The organism is Terriglobia bacterium (genome assembly GCA_020073495.1).
In the GTDB taxonomy this organism is placed as follows: Bacteria; Acidobacteriota; Terriglobia; order Terriglobales; family Acidobacteriaceae; genus JAIQFD01.
This window is the reverse complement of record JAIQFD010000003.1, coordinates 419,346-442,043: the sequence shown is the minus strand read 5'-3', so window position 1 is coordinate 442,043 and position 22,698 is coordinate 419,346. Positions and strand designations below refer to the sequence as shown.

General features: G+C 64.2%; 17 protein-coding genes. 8 read left to right on the top strand and 9 right to left on the bottom strand.

The window, feature by feature from the left end; all coding sequences use genetic code 11:
• Positions 1-142 precede the first annotated feature (142 nt).
• Positions 143-544, top strand: coding sequence for a response regulator (locus LAN37_09325; GenBank protein MBZ5647410.1), 402 nt, complete (start codon positions 143-145; stop codon positions 542-544).
• A 60-nt stretch (positions 545-604) separates the two neighbouring features.
• Complete coding sequence (locus tag LAN37_09320; protein ID MBZ5647409.1) at positions 605-793, top strand: hypothetical protein; 189 nt, start codon at positions 605-607, stop codon at positions 791-793.
• 97 nt (positions 794-890) lie between these two features.
• On the opposite strand, the gene aceE is transcribed toward LAN37_09320, so the two are convergent.
• Positions 891-3,557 carry a pyruvate dehydrogenase (acetyl-transferring), homodimeric type gene (aceE, locus tag LAN37_09315; protein MBZ5647408.1) on the bottom strand — a complete coding sequence of 889 codons (2,667 nt, stop codon included), beginning with the start codon at positions 3,555-3,557 and terminating at the stop codon, positions 891-893.
• Positions 3,558-3,891: 334 nt separating this feature from the next.
• Here aceE and LAN37_09310 point away from each other — a divergent pair, with 334 nt between their 5' ends.
• The 3 genes from LAN37_09310 to LAN37_09300 all read left to right on the top strand — a co-directional run bounded on the left by LAN37_09310 (position 3,892) and on the right by LAN37_09300 (position 8,016).
• A complete protein-coding gene (locus LAN37_09310) occupies positions 3,892-4,266 on the top strand; it encodes a nuclear transport factor 2 family protein (protein ID MBZ5647407.1) in 375 nt (124 codons plus the stop codon).
• Between the two features lie 126 nt (positions 4,267-4,392).
• Positions 4,393-6,543, top strand: a complete 2,151-nt coding sequence (locus tag LAN37_09305; protein ID MBZ5647406.1) for a M28 family metallopeptidase — start codon at positions 4,393-4,395, stop codon at positions 6,541-6,543.
• Between the two features lie 96 nt (positions 6,544-6,639).
• On the top strand, positions 6,640-8,016 hold the full coding sequence (locus LAN37_09300) for an aminotransferase class III-fold pyridoxal phosphate-dependent enzyme (GenBank protein ID MBZ5647405.1): 1,377 nt from the start codon (positions 6,640-6,642) through the stop codon (positions 8,014-8,016).
• A gap of 8 nt (positions 8,017-8,024) precedes the next feature.
• Here the strand turns inward: LAN37_09300 and LAN37_09295 are convergent, their stop codons facing one another.
• The 3 genes from LAN37_09295 to gltB form a co-directional block, all read right to left on the bottom strand.
• Positions 8,025-8,927, bottom strand: a complete 903-nt coding sequence (locus LAN37_09295; GenBank protein MBZ5647404.1) for a LysR family transcriptional regulator — start codon at positions 8,925-8,927, stop codon at positions 8,025-8,027.
• Positions 8,928-8,995: 68 nt separating this feature from the next.
• Entirely contained in the window at positions 8,996-10,414 is a 1,419-nt protein-coding gene (locus LAN37_09290; protein ID MBZ5647403.1) for a glutamate synthase subunit beta, read from the bottom strand.
• A complete protein-coding gene (gltB, locus tag LAN37_09285) occupies positions 10,407-14,996 on the bottom strand; it encodes a glutamate synthase large subunit (protein ID MBZ5647402.1) in 4,590 nt (1,529 codons plus the stop codon). Before gltB ends, LAN37_09290 begins: the two co-directional genes overlap by 8 nt.
• 205 nt (positions 14,997-15,201) lie before the next feature.
• On the opposite strand from gltB, the gene LAN37_09280 reads away from it, so the two are divergent.
• Positions 15,202-15,384, top strand: coding sequence for a hypothetical protein (locus LAN37_09280; GenBank protein ID MBZ5647401.1), 183 nt, complete (start codon positions 15,202-15,204; stop codon positions 15,382-15,384).
• A 4-nt stretch (positions 15,385-15,388) separates the two neighbouring features.
• Here LAN37_09280 and LAN37_09275 read toward each other — a convergent pair whose 3' ends face one another.
• The 4 genes from LAN37_09275 to LAN37_09260 all read right to left on the bottom strand — a co-directional run bounded on the left by LAN37_09275 (position 15,389) and on the right by LAN37_09260 (position 19,389).
• Positions 15,389-16,606, bottom strand: a complete 1,218-nt coding sequence (locus LAN37_09275; protein MBZ5647400.1) for an ABC transporter permease — start codon at positions 16,604-16,606, stop codon at positions 15,389-15,391.
• Positions 16,603-17,343 (bottom strand): ABC transporter ATP-binding protein, encoded by a 741-nt coding sequence (locus LAN37_09270; GenBank protein MBZ5647399.1) that lies wholly within the window; start codon positions 17,341-17,343, stop codon positions 16,603-16,605. Before LAN37_09270 ends, LAN37_09275 begins: the two co-directional genes overlap by 4 nt.
• Positions 17,344-17,402: 59 nt before the next feature.
• The gene (locus LAN37_09265) at positions 17,403-18,719 is read right to left on the bottom strand and encodes an efflux RND transporter periplasmic adaptor subunit (protein ID MBZ5647398.1); all 1,317 of its coding nucleotides are present in this window, start codon (positions 18,717-18,719) and stop codon (positions 17,403-17,405) included.
• Positions 18,720-18,888: 169 nt separating this feature from the next.
• Positions 18,889-19,389, bottom strand: coding sequence for a Spy/CpxP family protein refolding chaperone (locus LAN37_09260; protein MBZ5647397.1), 501 nt, complete (start codon positions 19,387-19,389; stop codon positions 18,889-18,891).
• Positions 19,390-19,541: 152 nt separating this feature from the next.
• Here LAN37_09260 and LAN37_09255 point away from each other — a divergent pair, with 152 nt between their 5' ends.
• Positions 19,542-20,240 carry a response regulator transcription factor gene (locus LAN37_09255; GenBank protein MBZ5647396.1) on the top strand — a complete coding sequence of 233 codons (699 nt, stop codon included), beginning with the start codon at positions 19,542-19,544 and terminating at the stop codon, positions 20,238-20,240.
• A 5-nt stretch (positions 20,241-20,245) separates the two neighbouring features.
• The gene (locus tag LAN37_09250) at positions 20,246-21,613 is read left to right on the top strand and encodes a HAMP domain-containing protein (GenBank protein ID MBZ5647395.1); all 1,368 of its coding nucleotides are present in this window, start codon (positions 20,246-20,248) and stop codon (positions 21,611-21,613) included.
• Between the two features lie 46 nt (positions 21,614-21,659).
• On the opposite strand, the gene LAN37_09245 is transcribed toward LAN37_09250, so the two are convergent.
• Entirely contained in the window at positions 21,660-22,673 is a 1,014-nt protein-coding gene (locus LAN37_09245; protein MBZ5647394.1) for a hypothetical protein, read from the bottom strand.
• Positions 22,674-22,698 lie beyond the last annotated feature (25 nt).

The following is a 22,698-nucleotide window of genomic DNA, read 5'->3' as shown; positions in this document are numbered from 1 at the left end:
CACACGCGAAGCCCCAAGCTTTGCGGTCACTGCGGCTAAGACCTTACGCCTGACGGACAGACAAGTCAGCCCAGCAAACTGAATCTTGGAGTGATTCCGACGCGGTCTCGGCACTTTGTCTTTTGCCGAGAAGGGGGCCGCAATGACTTGGCAGCGCAGGACCGCCTTGATCCTGGATACCGACGAGACAGTACTCATAGGGCTCGAACAATTGCTGGAAGACGACGGGGTGCAAACCACAACCACCTGGGACGTGCAGGAAGCGTTGGCCCTGCTCCGATCAAAGCACTACGATGTAGTGTTGCTTGCCGAACATCCTCCAGAGATAAACTGCAAACAGTTCCTGCATCAGCTCCGAGCATGGGGCGATCGCACTCCGATGGTCGTGTTGCAGTCGGCGCCTCGCCATCCTTTCGAAACCAGATACCTGCAATCGCTGGACACTTACGCAGTGGTCCCCAAGCGCAATCCTCGACAGATTGCGCAGACAGTGCGGAAGTGCATGTCACAACCAGATCGCAGCCACCTGGCCGCGGCCGCATAGACCGCTGGACGACAAGAGAAATTCCGGGCCGGTCGCTGATCCTACTACACGGAGGTGCTTATGGAAGTCACTCTGAGCGTGGACGAACGAGAATTCCTGGCGCAGGTCCTCCAAGAACGACATCGCGAACTCTTGCACGAGTTGTTTCGGACAGATGATCGCGAGTTCAAGAAACTGCTGCGAGCAAGGGAACAACTGCTCGAATCGTTGCTGAACAAACTGGGTGTCAAGATCCAAGCGTGCGCGTAGCCAGGAGAGGGGGAACGACGCGCCGACGTGGAAGCCGGCGGAAGCAAACTCTGGACCCGATCGCCGAAGAGGGGCCGGGCCGGAGCCCAACCACGTCTCAAGCGCGGGCCGGGTCGATATTCTTCGTGTTCACCCCCAGCTCTTGGAACGCCTTCAGCGCCCGGGACACCTCGAACTTGCCATCGCGGGCGAGGCGCGACAGGGCGGCGGCGGCGATCGATTCCGCGTTCACCTCGAAGTGCCGCCTCAGATGCTCGCGATTATCGCTGCGTCCGAAGCCATCGGTTCCCAGCGTGATCAGACGGCCGGCCAGCCAAGGTGCTAACTGGTCGGGCACGATCTTCATGTAATCAGTGGCCGCGACGATCGGCCCCTTGGCCCCCTCCAGCGCAGTCAGGATATAGGGACGCTTTTCCGGCTCGCCGGGATGTAGCCGGTTCCAACGCTCGGTGGCAAGCGCCTCGCGACGAAGCTGGTTGTAGCTGGTCACACTCCAGACGTCCGCCTGCACCCGGTATTTCTCCGCCAGAATGCCCTGCGCGCGCAGCGTTTCATTCAGGATGGGACCACTGCCGAACAACTGCACGGTCGCCTTGCCGCCCGGGGCGGACTTGTACTTGTAAATCCCGCGGAGAATCCCGTCGCGGCATCCCTCTGACATCTCCGGCATGGGGTAGTCTTCGTTGTAAACGGTGACGTAGTAAAAGAGGTCCTCGCGCTCCTGGTACATGCGCCGGATGCCGTCCTGAATGATGACGGCGATCTCATACGCATAGGCTGGATCATAGGTGGCACAGGTCGGCAGCACGCTGGAAAGCACGATGCTGTGCCCGTCCTGGTGCTGCAAGCCTTCGCCTGCCAGCGTGGTCCGGCCGGCCGTACCGCCGAACAGGAACCCCTTGCCCCGCGCATCCGAGAAAGCCCAGACCAGATCTCCGACGCGCTGCATGCCGAACATGGAGTAGAAGGTGAAGAAGGGGACCATGGGAACTTCGTAGTTGGAGTAGGCGGTGCCGGCCGCGGTGAACGACCCCATGGATCCAGCTTCGGTGATTCCCTCCTCCAGGATCTGACCGTCCTTGGCCTCGCGGTAATAGAGGAGCATCTCCTGATCGTGAGGCTTGTAGAGCTGACCCTGGCTGGCGTAGATCCCCACTTGCCGGATGATGGACTCCATGCCGAAGGTTCGCCCCTCATCGGGAATGATGGGGACGATCAACTTGCCGATCTCGGGATGCTTCAGCAAATGCCGTAGCATGCTGACGTACCCCATGGTGGTGGACACGCTGCGTCCCTTCGAGCCCTCCATCCATTCCGAAAAATAGTCGAGCGGGGGAGCCTCGAACTTGAACTGGACATCCTCCCGCCGCGGCATGTACCCGCCAAGCGCCTGCCGGCGCTCCTTCAGATAGGTGATCTCTACGCTGTCTTCCGGCGGCCGGTAAAAGGCGCCGTCGTGAGCCGCCTGCTCAGGAATGGGGATCTCGAAGCGCACGCGAAAGGCGGCGAGAGCCTCATCGGTGAGCTTTTTCTCCTGGTGCGTGGCGTTGCGAGCCTCGGCCGACCCCAGCCCGTATCCCTTGATGGTCTTGGCCAGGATCACCGTGGGTCCATCCTTGTTCTCCACGGCGCACTTGTACGCGTTGTAGATCTTCTGCGGATCGTGACCGCCCAGACGCAGCCCAACCAGCTCGGAATCGCTCTTATCGGCGACCAGCTCCAGCAGCTCGGGATACTTGCCGAAGAACTCCTTGCGGATGTAGGCGCCCCCCTTGACCTTGAAGCTCTGGTAGTCGCCGTCGACGCACTCTTCCATCCGCTTCAGGAGAAGGCCACTCTTATCCCGCGCGAGCAGCGCCTCCCAGTCGTCGCCCCAGATCACCTTGATCACGTTCCAACCGGCGCCCCGGAAAGCCGCTTCCAGCTCCTGGATGATCTTTCCGTTGCCCCGCACCGGGCCATCCAGACGCTGAAGATTGCAATTGACCACGAAGATCAGGTTGTCGAGCTTCTCGCGGGAGGCCAGGGTCAGCGAGCCCATCGACTCTGGCTCGTCCGTTTCTCCGTCGCCCAGGAACGCCCAGATCTTGCGAGGCGTCTTGGCAATGATGTCCCGATTCTCCAGGTATCGCATGAAACGGGCCTGGTAGATGGCGTTGATCGGCCCCAGACCCATCGAAACCGTCGGGAAACGCCAGAAATGGGGCATCAGCCAGGGATGCGGGTACGACGAAAGGCCGGGAGTGTCGCGCAGCTCGTGGCGGAAATTCTGAAGGTCCTGCTCGCTCAGCCTCCCCAGGAGAAAGGCGCGCGCATACACGCCGGGTGAAGCGTGGCCCTGAAAGTAGACGAGATCGCCCGGCTGATCCCCATAGGTGCCGTGAAAGAAGTGATTGAAGCCGACCTCGAGCAGAGCCGCCAGTGAAGAGTAGGTCGAAATGTGCCCGCCGATGCCGGGATCCTTCTTGTTCTGGCGATGCACCATGGCAAGGGCGTTCCAGCGGATCAAGCTCTTGATGCGGCGCTCGAGGGCGCGATCGCCGGGGTAGGGGACCTCTTCCGCCGCGGGGATGGTGTTGAGATAGGGAGTGTTCAGCTGGATGGGCACGTCCACGCCCGCCGCTCGTGCGCGTTTGGAGAGGGCGTCGAGGAGGCTTGTCGCCCGGCTCGCGCCCTCTTCGCTCACCACCTGGTCGAAGGCCTCGAGCCACTCGGATGTCTCGTCAGAATCCTGGTCGGCAGGTACCGCGGGTTTTGTGTTCATATATTTTTCCGGCGTGAAAGCAATCGAAAGTCATGCTTCCGATCGCTGTCGAAAACTAAGATTGCCCAGCCAGCAATGATCAGCAACCTGCGTTGCCGAGGATGGGATTCCTCGGGAGGTTATGTCGGCTCATCCACTTCATGCAACGGATGGTTAAGAGTCTAATGTCTTCCACGCCCAGCCGCAAGGCAATGGCCGCACCACGGTGACGCACGTCCTTGTCGGCTGGATGGCAGAGAGGCACGATCGTCCAGGAAGGGTGAAAGCGTGTGCGCGGGGTCATGCGGGAAATACAATGAAGTAGATCCGGGATCGAAAGGAACAAGGGGCGAATATGACCACAGTAGAGCGCGAGATTCTTCGTTTGGAACATCAGCAGGTGAAGGATTTCAACCGACGCGACCTGAAGGCGCTTCTCGGCGAGTTCGCCCGCGGATTCGCCGGTTTCTCGTCGACGCGCCACAAGCGCGTCACCGGCAGGAATGCGCTGGCGAACACGTTTCGCCATTACTTCGATCAGTCGCCGCGAGTCCAGTACCGCATCGCGCAACCTCGCGTGCAGGCCTTCAATGGGACCGCAGTGGCGAGTTTCTATTGGACGGTGACACTCTCACCCAAGCGCAAGGTGCAAGGACGCGGCAGTCACGTCTTCGTGCGGCGCGGCGGCCGCTGGCAGATCGTGCATGAGCATTTCTCCAAGGCTCACTGAGAACCTCTGAAGCTGCGCTCGAGACGGCGCAAGCGGATGCCGCGAGCGTGCTGAAATCGGTTCCCTGCTTGTCCAGCGGCGGGCAAATGGATATCTTTCCCGATGCGATCCGCCTCCAGGGACCCAATGAAAAAACTGCGCGCGCTGTTTGCCCTCTTGCTTCTCGCCAGCACTGCCTTCGCCCAGCGCTTCACCGGCTACACCGATGCTTCCACCGATCAACAGAAGAAGATCGAAGCCGCGCTCAAGGCCATCCCCTTGCCAGAGAAGGAGCGGGAGTTCCACCGCTACTTCACCGCCGAGCCGCACCCCGCCGGGTCGGAAGAGAACCACCGGATCGCTTTGCACATCGCGGAAGAGTGGAGGCGACAGGGTTGGGACGAGGTAAGAATCCACCGCTATGATGTCCTCAATTCCACTCCCCGCGAAGTAAAGGTAGAGATGGTCGAGCCCGTGCCCTACGTCGCCGGGCTGCGCGAGGCCGCGTACGACGTCGACCCCGACACCAAGAACCTGCACGTGAGGGGCGGGTACGTCAGCATGTCGGCTTCGGGGGAGGTGACCGCGCCGCTGGTGTACGCGCGCGGCGGCAACCCCGAGGATTACGACCTGCTGGCGAAGAGCGGCATCGATGTGCGCGGCAAGGTGGTCATCGTCCGCTATTCGAACCCGTACAGCTATCGTGGATTCAAGGCGCTCACGGCGCAGCAGCGTGGCGTGGCCGCGCTCATCATTTACTCCGACCCCGCCGAAGATGGGTACAAGAAGGGCAAGGTCTTTCCCGACGGCCCGTGGGGCCCGGAGACGCACATCCAGCGCGGCGCCATCACCTACGACTTCATCGTGCCCGGCGACCCGCTCACCCCGGGATGGGCATCGGTGGAGGGAGCGCGCCGCATCAAGCCGGAAGAAGCGCAGTCGGTACCCAAGATCATGGCCGTGGCAATGTCGTGGCACGACGCCAAGCCTCTGCTGGAGCAGATGGATGGCCCCGAGGCTCCGAAAGACTGGCAGGGTGGCCTCCCCATCACTTACCGGCTGGGCGGCGGCCGGGTCAAGGTCCACCTCAAGATCGACATGGACAACAGCATCAAGCCCAACTATGTGGTCGAGGCGCGCTTGCGCGGGGCCGAGCTGCCCGACCAGTGGGTGCTCATCGGGAATCACCACGACGCCTGGGAGTTCGGCGGGGTGGACCCGTCGAGCGGCACCGCTTCGATGATGGAGCTGACCCGAGCCCTGGGGGAGATGGCGAAGAAGGGCATGCGCCCGCGGCGCACCTTGATCGCCTGTAGCTGGGACGGCGAGGAGGTCGGGCTCACCGGCTCCACCGAGTGGGGCGAGAACTTTGCCCCCGATCTCAGGCAGAAGCTCGTGGCCTACATCAACGTCGATTCCGCCGCCTCAGGGCCGAACTTCCAGGGCAGCGCCGTGGGCTCGCTGGCGCCGCTGCTGGTTGAGATCAGCAAGACGCTCGACGATCCCAGTGGCAAATCACTGTATGAGGCGTGGAAGAAATCGGCAGCGGCGGATACGGAACGATTTGCCGCCACCGGTGGAGGCAAGCGCAAGGCCGTCGTGGACGACGATTCGCTGGTGGATACCCGCATCGGAAGCGGCTCCGACCACACCGTCTTCCTCAACTTTCTCGGCCGTCCCGTCGTGGGCCTGAACTTCGACGGCCCCTACGGCGTCTACCACTCCATGTACGACGATTTCTATTGGATGAACCACTTCGGCGATCCCGGCTACCGCTACCACACGCTGATGTCGCAACTGTGGGGCGTACTCGCGCTGCGCCTCGCGGATGCGGACGTGCTTCCCTTCGACTTTGGCTTTTACGGCCGCGACATCCGCAAGTTCGTCGAAGAGATCGCCGAGAAGCCCGGCGCCAGGCAGAGTCTCGACCTCTCCCCCGCCCTCAAGCGCGTGGACGAGTTCCAGGCCGCCGGCCGCGAATTGAAGGCCGCCACCGAGGCATCGCTGGCTGCGGGTACGCTCGACGCCAAGCAAGCCGCCGCCCTCAACCGCAGCGTCCTGGAGGTGGAGTCGAACTGGCTGAATCCCGACGGCATCCCCGGCCGTCCCTGGTTCAAGCACATGCTCTACGCGGCGCGCTATACCTACGCCCACCTGGAACTGCCGGGCATCACGGAAGCGGTCGAGAAACAGGATTGGAAGACCGCCCGCGAGCAGACTACGCTGCTCGAGAACGCACTAGCGAAAAACACAGACTTGCTCAAGACTGCGCTGGCGGATCTGAGGGGCGCGAAGTGAAGCACATCGTGACGCGGCGCTCCGCGGAAAACGAGCGCGAGAAGATGTGCTCCATCCTCTTTGACGTTAGCCGCAGACACACCTGATAATGCGCGCGTGAATACCAAGGACACTCCGACACGGCCGCGCTCGTCGCTCCTGCTGCGCTCGTTCCGCAAGCACTACCCGTCGGCGGTGCGCGGAGAGGGTGTGTACCTGTGGGACGCGGCCGGCCAGCGGTACCTCGATTTCGCATCCAGCGCGGTGGTGAACCTCATCGGGCATGGAGTGGGCGAAGTGGGCGACGCCATGGCCGAGCAGGTGAAGGCGCTGGAGTTCGTGCACTCCAGCCAGTTCGTCACCCAGGTTGCGGAGCGATTCGCGGGGGAGCTGCTCGATTTCCTGGGGCCGGGATACCGCGATGCGGCGGTGTTCTTCACCTCGGGCGGCTCGGAGGCGGTGGAGAGCGCTCTGAAGCTGGCGCGGCAGTACCAGGTGGAAACGGGAAATCACTCGCGCACCGATGTCTTCAGCCGGCGGCAGTCGTACCACGGCGCGACCATGGGGGCGATGGCGGTCTCGGGGAATCTGAAGCGGAAGGACATCTACCGGCCGATGCTGCGGGAGTTCACGCAGGTCAGCACTCCCTATTGCTACCGCTGCGCGTACGGCTGCTCGAACTGCGCCGATCAGTATGCCGACGAACTGGACCGGGCGCTGGCCGCGCATCCCGGGCAGGTGGCAGCGTTCATCTACGAGCCGGTGAGCGGGGCGACGCTGGGGGCAGCGGCGCCTCCGGAGGGATATCTGCAGCGGGTGCATGAGATCTGCACTCGGCACGGCGTGCTGACCATCGCGGATGAGGTGATGACGGGCATGGGACGCACGGGGCGCGCGCTGGCGGTCGAGCATTGGGGCGTGACGCCGGACATCGTGGTGCTGGCGAAAGGATTGTCGAGCGGGTATGCGCCGCTGGGCGCGGTCGTGGCCGGGCGCAAGATCGTGGATGCGATCGCCAACGGGTCCGGCGCGCTGGTGCACGGGTTTACCTACAATATGCACCCGACGTCGGTAGCGACCGGGGCCGCGGTGCTGAAGGTCATCCGGGGGCGGAAGCTTGTGCAGGCGGCGGACGACGAACGGAGCGGTCCGGCGGCGCATCTGAAAAAAGCCCTGGTGCGATTGAGCGAGTGTGCGAGCGTCGGAGACGTGCGCGGGATGGGAATGATGTGGGGAGTGGAGTTCGTCAAAGATCGCGCGGCCAAGACTCCGTTCGATCCGGACCTGAACTTCGCCGGCCGCGTGGGCCAGGCATGCATGGACCGCGGGGTGATGCTTTACCCGATGCAGGGCTGCGTGGACGGATACAGAGGCGACCACGTCATGGTTGCGCCCCCGGCGGTGATCACGGAGCAGGAGATCGATCGAGCTGTCGAGACGATGGCGGAGGCAGTGCGCGAAGTTGAAGCCTCGCCGCTCGTCCTGGGCCGCTAGCGGTGTGGCTACGTCGCCGGGCTGGTCTTCGCGGTGGAGCGCTCTCGGATCAGGGAGATGAAGGCGCTGGCGGCGCGGGGCAGGCTGCGGTCGCGGCGGTAGATGAGGCCCAACTGGCGCTTGAGGTCAACATCGGCGATGGCCACCAGCCTGACCTCGCCGCTCCGGACCTCTTCGCGGGCAAAGGTTTCGCTGATCAGCGACACGCCGAGCCCCGCCGCGACGAAGCTCTTGATCATGCCCACGCTGGGAAGTTCCATGGTCACGCGCAGCCGAGAGCTGTAGGGGCGGAACAACTTGTCGAGCATGTGGCGCGTGAAGCCGGTCTTGGGAAAGATGAGCGGCTGGTCCGCGATCTTCTCGATGGTGACCGACTCCTCCTGGCCCAGGGGATTGTCGGCGCTGGTCATCAACATCAGCCGATCGCGGAAGATGGGATGCACCTTCAGGCTGTTCGACTTGACGGGCAGAGTCACGATGCCGACGTCCAGCGAACCCTCCTCCACCCGCTCCAGAATCTTGCGGCTGAAGTTGCGGTAGATGCTGATCTGCACCGCGGGATAGCGGCGATGGTACTCGGAAAAGACTTCCGGCAGAACGTAGAGGCAGGTGGCCTCATTGGCGCCGACAGCGAGGATGCCGCGGGGCGTGGAGCCCTGGTCGGCCACCGCGCGCATGGACTCGTTACGCAGGGTGAGCAGGCGCTGCGCGTACTCGAACAAAACTTCTCCCGCCGGAGTGAGGCGGACGGTTTTGCCGGTACGGTCGAGCAGGCGCTCGCCGTAATCCTGCTCGAGCTGGCGGATCTGGGCGCTGACTGCCGATTGCGAGCGGAACACTTTTTCGCCGGCGCGCGAGAAACTGCCCAGCTTCGCGACCTCGATGAACGTGACTAGCTGATCGAAATCCATGGGGAATGAACAGGATTATACGACCGCTCGGGCGCCGCGCCGTACCCAGGCCCTGGCCCTCCGGCTGCTTAGGTCCGTTTTGGTTCCGCGCGAAGGAAGCTGTCAACACCGCGTGCGGCGCTGCGTCCCTCGGCGATCGCCCACACCACCAGTGACTGGCCACGGCGCATGTCGCCGGCGGCAAAGACCCCCGGGACCGACGACATGTGCTGCGCGTCGCAGGCGACATTCCCGCGCGCGTCCAGTTCCACGCCGAGCTGCTCGATCATGCCCGTCCGAATAGGACCGGTGAAGCCCATGGCGATCAGCACCAGGTCCGCGTCCATGGCGAACTCCGTGCCGGGGATGGGGGCGAACTGCGGCGGAGGGCCGACGCGAACGGCGTGCAGACGCTTCACGTTGCCCTGCTCGTCGCCGGTGAAACCGGTGGTGGAGATGCTCCAATCGCGCGTTCCGCCTTCCTCGTGCGAACTCTCCGTGCGCAGTTGCAGGGGCCAGAGCGGCCACGGCGTCTGCGGCGAGCGCTCGTTCGGCGGCATGGGCATGATCTCGAACTGGTGTACCGAAGCGGCGTGCTGGCGCAGGCAAGTGCCGAGACAGTCGGCGCCGGTGTCGCCGCCGCCGATGATGATCACGCGTTTGCCGGTGGCGAGGATCTCCTTGTCCTCGATGGTGTCGCCCAGGCAGCGGCGGTTCTGTTGCGGCAGAAACTCCATCGCGAAATGGATGCCGCTCAGCTCGCGCCCGGGAATGCGCAGGTCGCGCGGCTGCTGCGCTCCGCCGGCCAGCAGAATGGCATCGAACTGTTCACGCAGGTCTTCGACGGGAACGCTCCCACCGACGTTCGCGTTGGTGACGAACTGCACTCCCTCGGCGGTCATCTGCTCCACGCGGCGGTCGATGAGGTGCTTCTCCATCTTGAAGTTGGGGATACCGTAGCGCAGCAGCCCGCCGATCCGGTCCGACTTCTCGTAGACGAACACCCAATGTCCGGCCCTACACAATTGCTGGGCTGCCGCCAGACCCGCCGGCCCCGAACCGACCACGGCAACCTTTTTCCCGGTGCGGAACGGCGGAGGCTCGGGCCGGATCCATCCTTCGCGGAATCCACGGTCCACGATCTCCTTTTCGATGTTCTTGATGGTGACCGGGGGCTGGCTGATGCCGAGCACGCAGGCGGCTTCGCAGGGCGCGGGACAGAGGCGCCCGGTGAATTCTGGGAAATTGTTGGTGGAATGCAGGTGGCGGACCGCGTCCTTCCAACGGCCGCGGTACACCAGGTCGTTCCAGTCGGGAATGATGTTGTTCAGCGGGCACCCCGAGTGGCAGAAAGGCACACCGCAATCCATGCAGCGAGCGCCCTGGGCGCGCGCCTTGTCTTCGGGGAACTCCTGGTAGATCTCGAACCAGTCGTTGATGCGCTGCGGGACCGGACGCCGCTGCGGCAGTTCGCGCGTGTATTCGAGGAACCCGGTGACTTTACCCACGCGGAACCTCCTGCGCCGGGGCCGGCGGTGGCAACATCTCGCCGGGGACGTACACGGAGGTACTGCGCGGGACGCCCAGAACGCGCTTGTACTCGTGCGGGAACACTTTCACGAAACGCGGCAGGAGCTCGTCCCAGTTGTCGAGGACCCACTGGCCGCGCGGGCTGCCGGTCATCTCGACATGGCGGGCGATCAGGTTCCGAAGCGTCTGCACGTCGGGGCCGTCGAGCACGGGCTCCAGGTCTACGGAACCGAGGTTGCAGCGTTTGGCCGCGAAGTCGCCGCGCTCATCGAGGACGTACGCGATGCCCCCGTTCATGCCGGCGGCGAAGTTGCGCCCGCATTTGCCGAGCACGGCCACGAGGCCGCGGGTCATGTACTCGCAACCGTGGTCACCGAGGCCTTCGACGACGGCAGTCGCCCCCGAATTGCGGACCGCAAAGCGCTCACCGGCGACGCCGTTGAAAAACGCTTCGCCGCTGGTGGCACCGTAGAGCGCCACGTTGCCGATCACGATGCTTTCTTCGGGCTGGAACTGTGATTGCTTCGGCGCAAAAACGACGAGCTTGCCGCCAGAAAGTCCCTTGCCCACGTAGTCATTGGCGTCGCCCTCCAGAACCAGCGTGACACCCTTGGCCAGGAATGCGCCGAAGCTTTGGCCGGCGGAGCCGCGGAATTCGCACCGGATGGTGTCGTCCGGAAGCCCTTGCGATCCGTAGCGGCGGGCGATCTCTCCGCTGAGCATGGTGCCCACGGTGCGGTGAACGTTGCGGATGGGCAGCCGGATGGTCAGCGGAGACCTGTTGTCGAGAGCGCCTTGGGCAGCGCCGATGAGCCGATGGTCAAGCGCCTGCGTCAGGCCGTGGTCTTGAGACTGCACGCACCGCCGCGCCACGCGCGCCGGCACCGTCGGATTGTAGAGGATCGACGAAAAATCGAGGCCGCGGGCCTTCCAATGGTCGAGGGCAGGCTGCATCTCGAGCATGTCCACGCGGCCGATCATCTCGTCGAAGGTGCGGAAGCCCATGCGCGACATCCAGTCGCGCACCTGCTCGGCAATATAGAAGAAGAAGTTGATGACGTGCTCGGGCTGGCCCTGGAAACGCTGACGGAGCACAGGGTCCTGGGTGGCGATGCCCACAGGGCAGGTATTGAGGTGGCACTTGCGCATCATGATGCAGCCCATGGCCACCAGGGGCGTGGTCGCGAAGCCGAACTCCTCGGCCCCGAGAAGAGCGGCGATGACCACGTCGCGACCGGTCTGTAGCTTGCCGTCGGTCTGTACACGGATGCGTCCGCGCAGATCATTCAGCACCAGGACTTGCTGGGTCTCCGCCAGTCCCAGCTCCCAGGGAATGCCGGCGTGCTTGATCGAACTCAGCGGCGATGCGCCGGTGCCGCCGCTGTCTCCGCTGATGAGGACGACGTCGGCATGCGCCTTGGCGACCCCGGCGGCAACCGTGCCCACTCCCACTTCCGCGACCAGCTTCACCGAAATGCGGGCGCGCGGGTTGACGTTCTTCAGGTCGTAGATGAGCTGCGCCAGATCCTCGATGGAATAGATATCGTGGTGCGGCGGCGGCGAGATAAGACCCACGCCGGGGATGGAATGGCGCACCCGCGCGATCTCCCCGTCCACCTTGTGACCGGGAAGCTGGCCGCCCTCGCCGGGCTTCGCTCCCTGGGCCATCTTGATCTGCAATTCGTCGGCGTTGACGAGGTAATTCGTGGTCACGCCGAAGCGCGCGGAGGCCACCTGCTTGATGGCGCTGCGCCGGGATTCGCCGGTGGGAGAAGGCGTGAAGCGCACTTCGTCTTCGCCGCCCTCGCCGGTGTTGGACTTGCCGCCGATGCGGTTCATGGCGATGGCGAGGGTCTCGTGCGCCTCTTTGCTGATGGAGCCGAACGACATGGCGCCGGTGCAGAAGCGCTTCACGATGTCCTTGACCGGCTCGATTTCTTCGAGCGGGATCGGGCTGTCTGCGCTCTTGATGCGCATCAGGCCGCGCAGCGTGCACAGGCGGCGGCTTTGGTCGTCGATGAGATCCGTGTATTCCTTGAAGGTAGAGAAATTCGACTGCCGGACGGCCTGTTGCAGCTTGCTGATGGTGAGCGGATTCACCAAGTGGTATTCGCCGTCGGCGCGGTACTTGTACTGCCCGCCAAAATGCAGTTCCGTGTCGGCATCGGTTACGGGCCGGAAGGCGTGCTCGTGCTTCATGCGGGCTTCGCGTGCCAGCACGTCGAGCCCCACCCCCTCGATGCGTGAAGGGGTCCCGGTGAAATACTTCCCAATCAGCGACTGGTTCAGGCCGATCGCCTCAAACACCTGCGCGCCGCAATAACTCTGCAAGGTCGAGATGCCCATCTTGGAAATGGTCTTCAACAAGCCCTTGTTGATGGCCTTGGTGAAGTTGCGGGCCGCCAGTTCGGCATCGATCTTGGCGGGCAGGCAGCCGCGCCAGGCAAGGTCTTCGAGCGTCTCGAAGACCAGGTACGGATTCACCGCACTGGCGCCGTAGCCGAGCAGCAGGGCGAAGTGCATGCCTTCGCGCGGCTCTCCGGATTCCACGATGAGCGCCACCTGGGTGCGGGTCTTTCCCCGGATGAGGCGGTTATGGATCGACGCCAGCGCCAGCAGGCTGGGGATGGGGGCGTAGTGTTCGTCCAGGCCGCGATCGGAAAGGATGAGCAGGCTGTATCCGGATGCGACCGACAGAGACGCCCGGCGGCCCAGTTCCTCCAACGCGCGCTCTATCCCCGCTTCGCCGTCCTCGACGCGGTAGAGCATGGACAGGGTGGTAGCGAGAAGGTCTCCGCGAGAGAGGCGGCGCAGCTTTTCCAGGTCGGAGTTGGTCAGGATCGGCTGCGGCAGCTTCAGGGTATGGCAGTTCTGCGGCGTTTCGTCGAGGATGTTTCCTTCGGTGCCGATGTAGCTGACCAGCGACATCACCATCTGCTCGCGGATGGGGTCGATGGGCGGATTGGTGACCTGCGCGAACAACTGTTTGAAGTAGCTGAACAGCGGCTGGGGGCGGTCCGAGAGGCACGCCAGCGGCGTGTCGGTGCCCATGGAGCCGATCGGCTCCTCGCCGTTCACCGCCATGGGTTCGAGGACCATCTTCAGATCCTCGTCGGTGTAACCGAAGGCGCGCTGCCGGCAGACGATGGTGGCATGGTCGGAGCCGTGCACGCGCGCGGGCGGCGGGAGCTGCTCGAGAGTGACCAGGTTCTGCTTCAGCCAGTCGGCGTAAGGCTGGCGGGTACAGAGGCGTTGCTTGATCTCCTTGTCAGGAACGATGCGGCCTTCGACCGTGTCCACCAGGAACATTTTTCCCGGCTGGAGGCGGCCCTTGGTCTTCACATCCTCGGGAGCGACAGGCAGCACGCCGGTCTCGGAGGCCAGGACGACCATGTCGTCGCGCGTGATCACGTAGCGCCCGGGACGCAAGCCGTTGCGGTCGAGCGTGGCGCCGGCCACACGGCCGTCGGTAAAGAGGATCACCGCCGGTCCGTCCCAGGGCTCCATCAGGGAGGCGTGGTACTCGTAGAACGCCTTCTTCTCCGGCGCCATGTGCTCGTTCCCTGCCCACGCTTCCGGGATGAGCATGGCCATGACGTGGGGCAGCGAGCGTCCGGCCTGAAACAGCAACTCGACGACATTGTCCACGTTGGCAGAATCGCTCCCGCCGGGAGCGACCACCGGAAACAACTTCTGGAGATCGTCGCCGAAGAGCGGTGAAGCGATCACCGACTGGCGGGCGTGCATCCAGTTCACGTTGCCGCGCAGGGTGTTGATCTCGCCGTTGTGCGCCACGTAGCGGTAGGGGTGCGCCAGGTGCCAGGTGGGAAAGGTGTTCGTGGAGAAACGCTGGTGCACCACGCACAGCGCCGTGACCACGTCGGGATCGGAGAGTTCGTGGTAGAACTTCGCGATCTGCGGCGCCAGCAGCAGCCCCTTGTACACGATGGTCCGGGCCGAAAGCGAGGGAAGGTAGAACATCCCCTTGTGCTCCAGATCGGAGCCGGCGATTTCCGCTTCCGCGCGCTTGCGGACCACGTAGAGCTTGCGCTCCAACTGGTCCTCGGTCCATTCCGGCCGGCTGCGGAGGAAGATCTGCTGGATATAGGGCTGGGAGCGGCGTGCGATCCGCCCGATCACAGTCGCGTCTACGGGCGTGTCGCGCCAGCCAAGGACAGTCATGCCTTCTTCGCGCGCGATGCGCTCCAGCATGCCCTCGCAACAGAGGCGCTCCTGCTTGTCCACCGGCAGGAACACCATGCCCACGCCATACGCCCCGGGCTCGGGCAGCGTGAAGCCGAGCTTCGTGCACTCGCGCTGGAAGAAGCGATGAGGGACCTGGAGCAGGATCCCAGCGCCGTCGCCGGTCTCCGGATCGCAGCCGGTGGCGCCGCGGTGCGTCAGGTTGATGAGCACCTCGATGCCCTTTCGCACCACGTCGTGGCTCCGCTGGCCGCGGATATTGGCGACCAACCCGACACCGCAGGCGTCATGCTCCCGGCTGGGGTCATAGAGCCCCTGCGCCGGGGGAAGTCCATAGCGATGTTCGGATCCGGTCATTCCAATCGTTCTCCGTCGGCTACTACGAAAACACAGCACCGGGCTCCGCACCGGGAGCGCGGACAAACTCCGTGACACGGTTGTGGGCTCGTGGGGCCTCGCGGTTGGGCACCTGTAACGAACCAGTTAAGTCTGAAATGGAGGGAAAAGTACAATCGAGAATTTCGATGCGCCGGATTCATTTTCCGGGCAAGGCGGATCGCGCGTGGCCGAGGACATTCCGCGCCGGCGCATGACCGCCAGCGTGCTGCTGATCAAGGCGCTGGACGGCGGGCAGTATGTCTCGCAGATGCCATCCGTTGACTCGGTCCAGAAGGCACCCGCACCGAACACCACAGCACAGCAGGGCGGCCAGGCCGCCCCGCAGGCATCTACCCCCACTCAGTAGCCGCTCACTCGAAGCGCAGCGCTTCGATAGGATCGAGTTGCGCCGCTTTCCGCGCCGGATAGAACCCGAAGAACACGCCGATCGCCATCGAGAACATCACCGCGGCCACCACCGCCGTCATGGACAGCAGCACCGGCCAGCCCAGGACTTTGGTGACGGTCAGCGACGCGACCACGCCGAACAGGATCCCGACCGTCCCGCCGGCGATGCTCAGCACCACCGACTCGGTCAGGAACTGGCGCTGCACGTCGGATTCGGTGGCACCGATGGCCATGCGGATGCCGATCTCGCGCGTCCGCTCGGTGACCGAGACCAGCATGATGTTCATGATGCCGATGCCACCGACGATCAGCGATACTCCGGCGATCGACGCCAGAAGCAGCGTCATCACCTTGGACGAATCGTCCGCCAGTTGCGCGACGTCGGCGAGATTGCGGATGCTGAAGTCGTCGTCCTGCCCGGCGCGGATGTGGTGCCGGTCGCGCAGCAAAGCCGCGATCTGGGTTTGCGCCGCATATGTCGCGGGTTGCGACACCGCCGATACCATCACAAACTGCAGCCAGTCCTGCCCCGTGATTTTCTTCTGCAGGGTTGTGATCGGGATGAACACGCCGTCGTCCTGGTCCTGACCCATGCCGGAAGATCCTTTCGGCGACAGCACACCGACCACACGGAACGGCAGGTTGCCGATGCGGACGGTCTGCCCGACTGGATCGCTCGACCCAAAAAGATTCCGCTGCACGGTCTGGCCGAGCACCACCACGTCCGCCGCACGGGTCACATCGTCCAGCGTGAACGACGTGCCACTCGCGACCGGCCAGTCGCGAATATCGAAGTACTGAGGTTCGGTGCCGGTCACTCGCGTATTCCAGTTCTGGTTGTCGGCGATGATCTGCTGGCTGGCAGTGGCGCCGGGCGCGGCCGCGGCCACGGCTGGGACCTGCTGGACGATCGCCTTTACGTCGTCGTTAGTGAGCGTCTTGGTCGCGCCGATGCCGATGCGCAGCCCGCCACGATTCACGCTGCCCGAACTGATGTAAAGCATGTTCGTGCCCATGGAGGCGATCTGGTCCTGCACCTTCTGGCGCGCGCCTTGGCCGACGCCGACCGTAGCGATCACCGCGCCGACGCCGATGATGATGCCCAGCATGGTCAGCGCCGAGCGCATCTTGTTGCGCGTCAGGGCGCGGATCGCGATCTTCAGGATCGAAGTGAAATTCATAACGCCTCCTCGTCATCCACCAGCGGCATGGTTTTGAGCACGTCCATGGCGCGCGAGCGATGCTCTACCTCCGCATCGCGCCGGATCTTACCGTCGCGGAACACCACGATCCGCTTGGCGTAGTTGGCGATGTCGGACTCGTGCGTCACCAGCACAACGGTCAGCCCGCGCTCGTTCAGGTCCTGGAAGATCTGCATGATCTCCACCGACGTGCGGCTGTCCAGGTTCCCGGTGGGCTCGTCGGCCAGCAAGATCGACGGCTGGTTCACAAGGGCGCGCGCGATGGCCACGCGCTGCTGCTGTCCGCCGGAGAGCTGCGATGGGAAGTGCCCGACGCGGTCGCCCAGCCCGACGATGCTCAGCGCCTCGGTGGCCCGGCGCAAGCGCTCGGCCTTGTCCCCCTTCGCGTACAGCGTGGGAAGTTCCACATTCTCCAGCGCCGTGGTGCGCGCCAGCAGATTGAATCCCTGGAAGACGAAACCAATCTTCCGGTTGCGGATCGCGGCCAACGCGTTCTTGTCGAGCTGCGACACGTCCGTGCCTTCAAGCACGTAGAGCCCGCTGGTCGGCTTGTCCAAGCAGCCCAGCAGATTCATGAACGTGGACTTGCCGCTGCCGCTCGCGCCCATGATGGCCACGAACTCGCCCGGCCGGATGTCGAGGCTCACCCCTCGCAGGGCGTGGACCTTGGTCTCGCCCAGGTCGTAGTACTTGTGCACGTCCTCAACCTGGATCAGTTGCTCTCGCTCCGCGGCCGGGATCGCCAGCTCACGATCGATCTGAACGATGGTAGCCATTACCGACCTCCCAAGCCGCGGCCGCCCATCGGGGACCCCGGTGCGCTCGATTTCTGCTGCTGGTTCGCATTGGCCGCAGCGATGATGACTTCGTCCCCCGGCTGCAGTGATCCGTGAACCACTCGCGTGATCTCGGTAGAGGTGTGGTCGGTGATGCCGACCGCGACCTGCACCGGCTCGGGTTTCTTGTCCGCCCCGAGCTTCCACAGGATCGCCGTGCCGGAAGACGCATTCTTCTGCTGGGCTCCGGCGCCATTCTTGCTTTTCGCTTGCACGGGTGCGTTAATGCCCGCCCCTGCGTACGCCGCGCTGATTTGGTCCGGCGTGAGGTCGGGCGTGAAGCGCAGCGCGCCATTCGGGACCTTCACCACAGCGGTGGCGTCCGCGACGGGCACGCTGACGTACGCCGTCATGCCGGGAAATAGCTTCACATCAGGGTTGTCGAATTCGACGACCGTCGTGTAGGTCACGACATTCTGCACCGTGGTCGCGTTCAGCCGCACCTGGGAAACACGTCCCTTGAACGTGTCCTTGGGGAACGCGTCCACCTTGAAGGTGACGAGCTGGCCGGGCTTGATGTTGCCCACGTCGCTCTCATCGGTGCTGACGTAGACTTGCATCTTGGTCAGGTCCTGCGCGATGGTAAACAGCGTCGGTGCCTGCAAGGACGCGGCGACGGTCTGTCCCACATCCACGTTGCGGGCCACCACCGTGCCGTCGATCGGCGATCGGATGATGGCGTGGTCGACATTGGTTTGCGCCACCGACACCGTGGCGGCTTTCTGCTGCTGGTCCGCCGACGCCTGAGCCACCTGCGCCTTGGCGGCATCGACCCCGGCGATCGCGCTCTCCGCGTTCGCCTTGGCGAGGTCGAGCTGCTGCGCACTGATGATGCCTTCCTTCGCCAACCCCTGGTTGCGCTCGTAATCGGCCTGAGCCTGGGCCGCAGTCGCTTGCGCCTTCACCAGGTTCGCCCGCGCATTCGCCGAGTTCGCGCGCGAACTCGCCAGGTCAGCCTTGGCTTGCAGCAGCGCGCCCTGGAACAGCGATGGATCGATCTGCGCGATCACCTGTCCCTGCTTCACATGCGAGTTGAAATCCGCGAATAGCCTTTGGATCGTGCCGGAGACCTGGGATCCCACCTGCACCGTGGTAACAGCATTGATGGTGCCCGTCGCTTCGACCATGTCGTGGATATCGCCGCGCTGCGCAGTTTGCGTGAAGTACTGCGCCGAACTCTTCGGTGAGTAGCTGAACGCCCCGACGACCGCAACAGTCACGGCCAACGCCAGTACGATCAGCCAATCCTTCCCCATGCGTTTCATAGTTGTCTCCAAACCTTCTAAAGGGTTAGACCCGGCAGAAAGCCGGCAGGCGTAAAGAGTCGGTCAAGGGCGGGTAAAGATTTGTAAGAGGCGGGAGCGAAAAAAATGTCCACGGGCGGCCAGGGAGGTGTGCCACCCGTGGACTCGAGGAAGGAACAGCCTACTGTTGCGCCTTCGAATCCTGTGCCTTCGGGCCCCGGCCGTTGATCCACCGCTCCATGCGCGCCGCATGGCGCTGCTGGAGACGGTCCATCTTGGCCTGCTGGTCTGCTGTCAACATCGCGTAAACCTTCGACTGCAGCTTCTGCTTCTCGACGATGAGCTGCGCGAGTGTCTGGGCCTGCTGGTTGGCGATGGCTTGCACCTGCGCCTGGTCGAACTTGCCACCGGCCGTCACCGCCATCATCTGCTTGTGGTTATCCGCGAGCTGCTTGACCAGGGGCATGATCGTGGGCTTCTCCGCCTTCCACATGTCCTTGATCTGCGCCTGCTGCGCATCCGTCAGGTCGAGGACGTCGGACATGTGTTGCAGGAACCGTCCGGCCATCGGGGGTCCGCCCCACGATTGGCTGGCATGCCGGAATCTCGCTTCCGCGTGTACCGCCAGCGCGGCGCCGAGCACCGCGACGACGATTGCTGCTGTGATCGCGCACTTCTTCATGATTCAATCCTCCGGCGAGGCCTGCGCCCCGCCCGTTACGTTAAGCATAAACACAGGTCGCGGGGGTCGCAGGTAAAGAGTCGGTCAGCGTCCGTAAAGATTTGTAAACGCGGGCGGCGGGCGTACTGTCTTGTGGGAGGATGAAGAAGGGCATGGAACGCATCCTGATCGTTGACGACGACGTGGAGCTGTGCGAGCTGGTGCGCGAATACTTGAGCGCCGAGGACTTCCAGTTGGACGCCGTGCACAACGGCACCCAGGGACAGGAGCGCGCGCTTTCCGGCGACTACGCGCTGGTGATCCTGGACGTCATGCTGCCGGGCAAGAACGGCCTGGACGTGCTGCGGGCAGTGCGCCAGCGCTCCCGCGTCCCGGTCCTCATCCTCACCGCCCGTGGCGAGGACGTGGACCGGATCGTCGGACTGGAGATCGGCGCCGACGACTATCTCCCCAAGCCCTTCAACCCTCGCGAGCTGCTGGCCCGCGTGCGCGCCATCCTGCGCCGTACTACTCAGGTTCCGGACGCCGCTGCGGGCCCCATTTCCGTCGGCGATGTGGAACTCGATCCCGCCACGCGAACGGTGCGCCGGAGCGGCACGCCGGTCGAGATGACTTCGGTGGAGTTCTCCCTGCTGGAGCGGCTGCTCCGCGCGGCCGGCACCGTGGTCACGCGCGAGCAACTGGTCAACGAGGTGCTCGGCCGCAAGTTCATGCCCTACGACCGCAGCATCGACATGCACGTCAGCAAGATCCGCAAGAAGCTGGGCGAGCAGCCCGACGGCAGCGAGCGCATCAAAGCGATCCGCAGCGTCGGCTACATCTATGTGCGCCCGGGACAGGCAGGAAGCTAAGAACGATGCGCAGCCTCTTCCTCCGCATATTCCTCACCTTCTGGGCGACGGTCCTGCTCATCGGCCTGGCGCTGGTGATCACCTACAGCATCCAGCCGGAACTCATCATCTCGCGCTGGCGCGCCTCGACCCGCGATGCAGTCGCTCTGTACGCGCAATCCTGTGCGGAGGAGCTGGACCGCTACGGCCCGGACGCCTTGCGCAATTACATGCAGCGCCTGGAATCCGGCGCCCACATCCATGCCGCCTTCTATGACGAGAAGGGCACGCTCCTCGCCGGCACCGATACCGTCGACGCCCGGAAGGCGGTGGAGAAGGTCACGGCCACCGGCGAGCCCGAGTTCTCCATCAGTGGAGGTACAGCTCTGGCCGCGCAGCGCGCGACCGGCCCCGCGAGGCGGACCTACATCTTTGTCGCGGAGATGGCGCGCGGCCCCGTCGGCGCTTTCCGCCCCGGTGCTCGCATCCTGCTGTTCCGCTGGGTGCTGGCCATTCTTATTTCAGGGCTGATCTGCGGCCTGCTCACGCGCTCGCTCACCGGCCCCATCCTTCGCCTGCGCGGAGCGGCCACGCAACTGGCCACCGGCGACCTGAGCGCGCGGGCCGGCGCTGCCGTCATCAGCCGCCGCGACGAGATCGGCGACCTCGGCCGCGACTTCAACCGCATGGCCGGCCGCATCGAAGAGCTCATCACCAGCGAGCGCCAATTGATCCGCGACATCTCCCATGAGCTGCGGTCGCCGCTGGCTCGTCTCAATGTAGCCCTCGGACTTGTCCGCCGACGCGCCGACGAGGAGATCGTTCCCGCGTTGGACCGCATCGAGCGCGAAGCTGAAACCCTCAACGAGATGATCGGCCGCCTGCTCGCGCTGGCCAAGATGGACGCCGCTTCCGAGCCCCCCGATCCAATCCCCATCGAGCTGCACAACATGGTCGCCGAGGTCGCCGCCGACGCCGCCTTTGAAGCCCAGGAGCGCGGCACCTCGGTGCAGGTCGTCTCCAGCGTGGATTGTACGGTGGTCGGCAGCGGAGAGTTGCTGCACAGCGCCATTGAGAACGTCGTGCGCAACGCCATCCGCTACTCGAAGCCGGGCGCGCCGGTGGAGATCCGGCTGAGCTGCGGGCAGGCTGCCGCCGGCCGGATCGCCGAGATCTCCGTCCGCGATCATGGACCCGGCGTCCCGGAGGACGAGCTCGCGAACCTCTTCCGTCCGTTTTATCGCGTGGCCGACGCCCGCGAGCGCGACACGGGCGGGATTGGCTTGGGGTTGGCTATCACTTATCGCGCGGTAAAGCTCCACCGTGGCACGGTGTCCGCGAAGAATGCGCCCGGAGGTGGATTGCTGGTCACTGTCTCTCTGCCCGCTTCGTAGGGGGGCGTCCGACCCGGATCCACCGCCATGGCTATGATCGTTCGACCTACACACGCCGGCTGGCCGCCGCGAGCACGAGCACAGCGAGGACCAGGAAGATGGTTCCAACCGTCTGGATGCGCAGCGGCCACTTGCCCGCGCCCTTCCATTCGCCGGTGATCACGCTCAGCAGGGTCCCGGCGATCACGGTCAGTGCCATGAAAAGCGGCCACCCCAGGATCGTCCCCGACGAGCCCAGCTTTTGCGCCGAGATGCCGTACAGGATGATGCTGCCGAACCAGAAGACCCCCATCAGCAGCGCCAGCGCCCAGTGCGAGCCGCTGCCCGGCTCCGCAAAGTTCGATAGGGATCCGTTCTTCTTCAGCAGATACCCGCAATAGAGGACGTTGGGAATGGACCCCGCGATCATCAGCGGCAGCCACACGGCGTTGGGCGCCCAGATGCGATCGGCGCCGTTCAGCTCGGCGGCGAACAGCAGCGGACCTCCTGATATCAGAGCGAGATTCAGCAGCGCCACCCCCACCCCGCTCAGGATCGCGAATAGGATGCCCATCGCCGTTGAAATTTCCCCGGCCTCTTTCCCCAGCGCGCGGTCTCGCTGCCACCCGGCGATCGCGCACACGCTGACGCCCACGATCGCCAGCGCGGCCCCTTCCAGCACGGCCAAGCCTGCGGGGCTGTGGACGTTTCCCGACTGCAGATAGATCAGCGGGAAAAGGCTTCCCATGGCGGCCGACAGCCCCAGCATCAACGAGAACGCCACCACCATCCCGATCGCTTCCACCGCCAGCGCGAAAAACACCTGCGAGACTCCCCACCCCAAACCGAACGCCGCGGCCGTCGCGATGACCCGTTTGCCGACTTGCCCGTAGGTGAGATCGAGGTCGGGCACCATGAGCAATGTCACTACCGGCGGCAACACCCACAAGGAAACGACGGTGAAGACGAGCCAGGTGTTTTCCCAGGCCCACTTGCGGGCGTAGTTCATGGGTCGCGTGAAGCAGGCGTTGGTCAAGCCGGCCACCACCAGGAGGATCAGCCCAACGCTGTTGTCATTCATCGCGGATTCCTTTCCGGCTCACGAG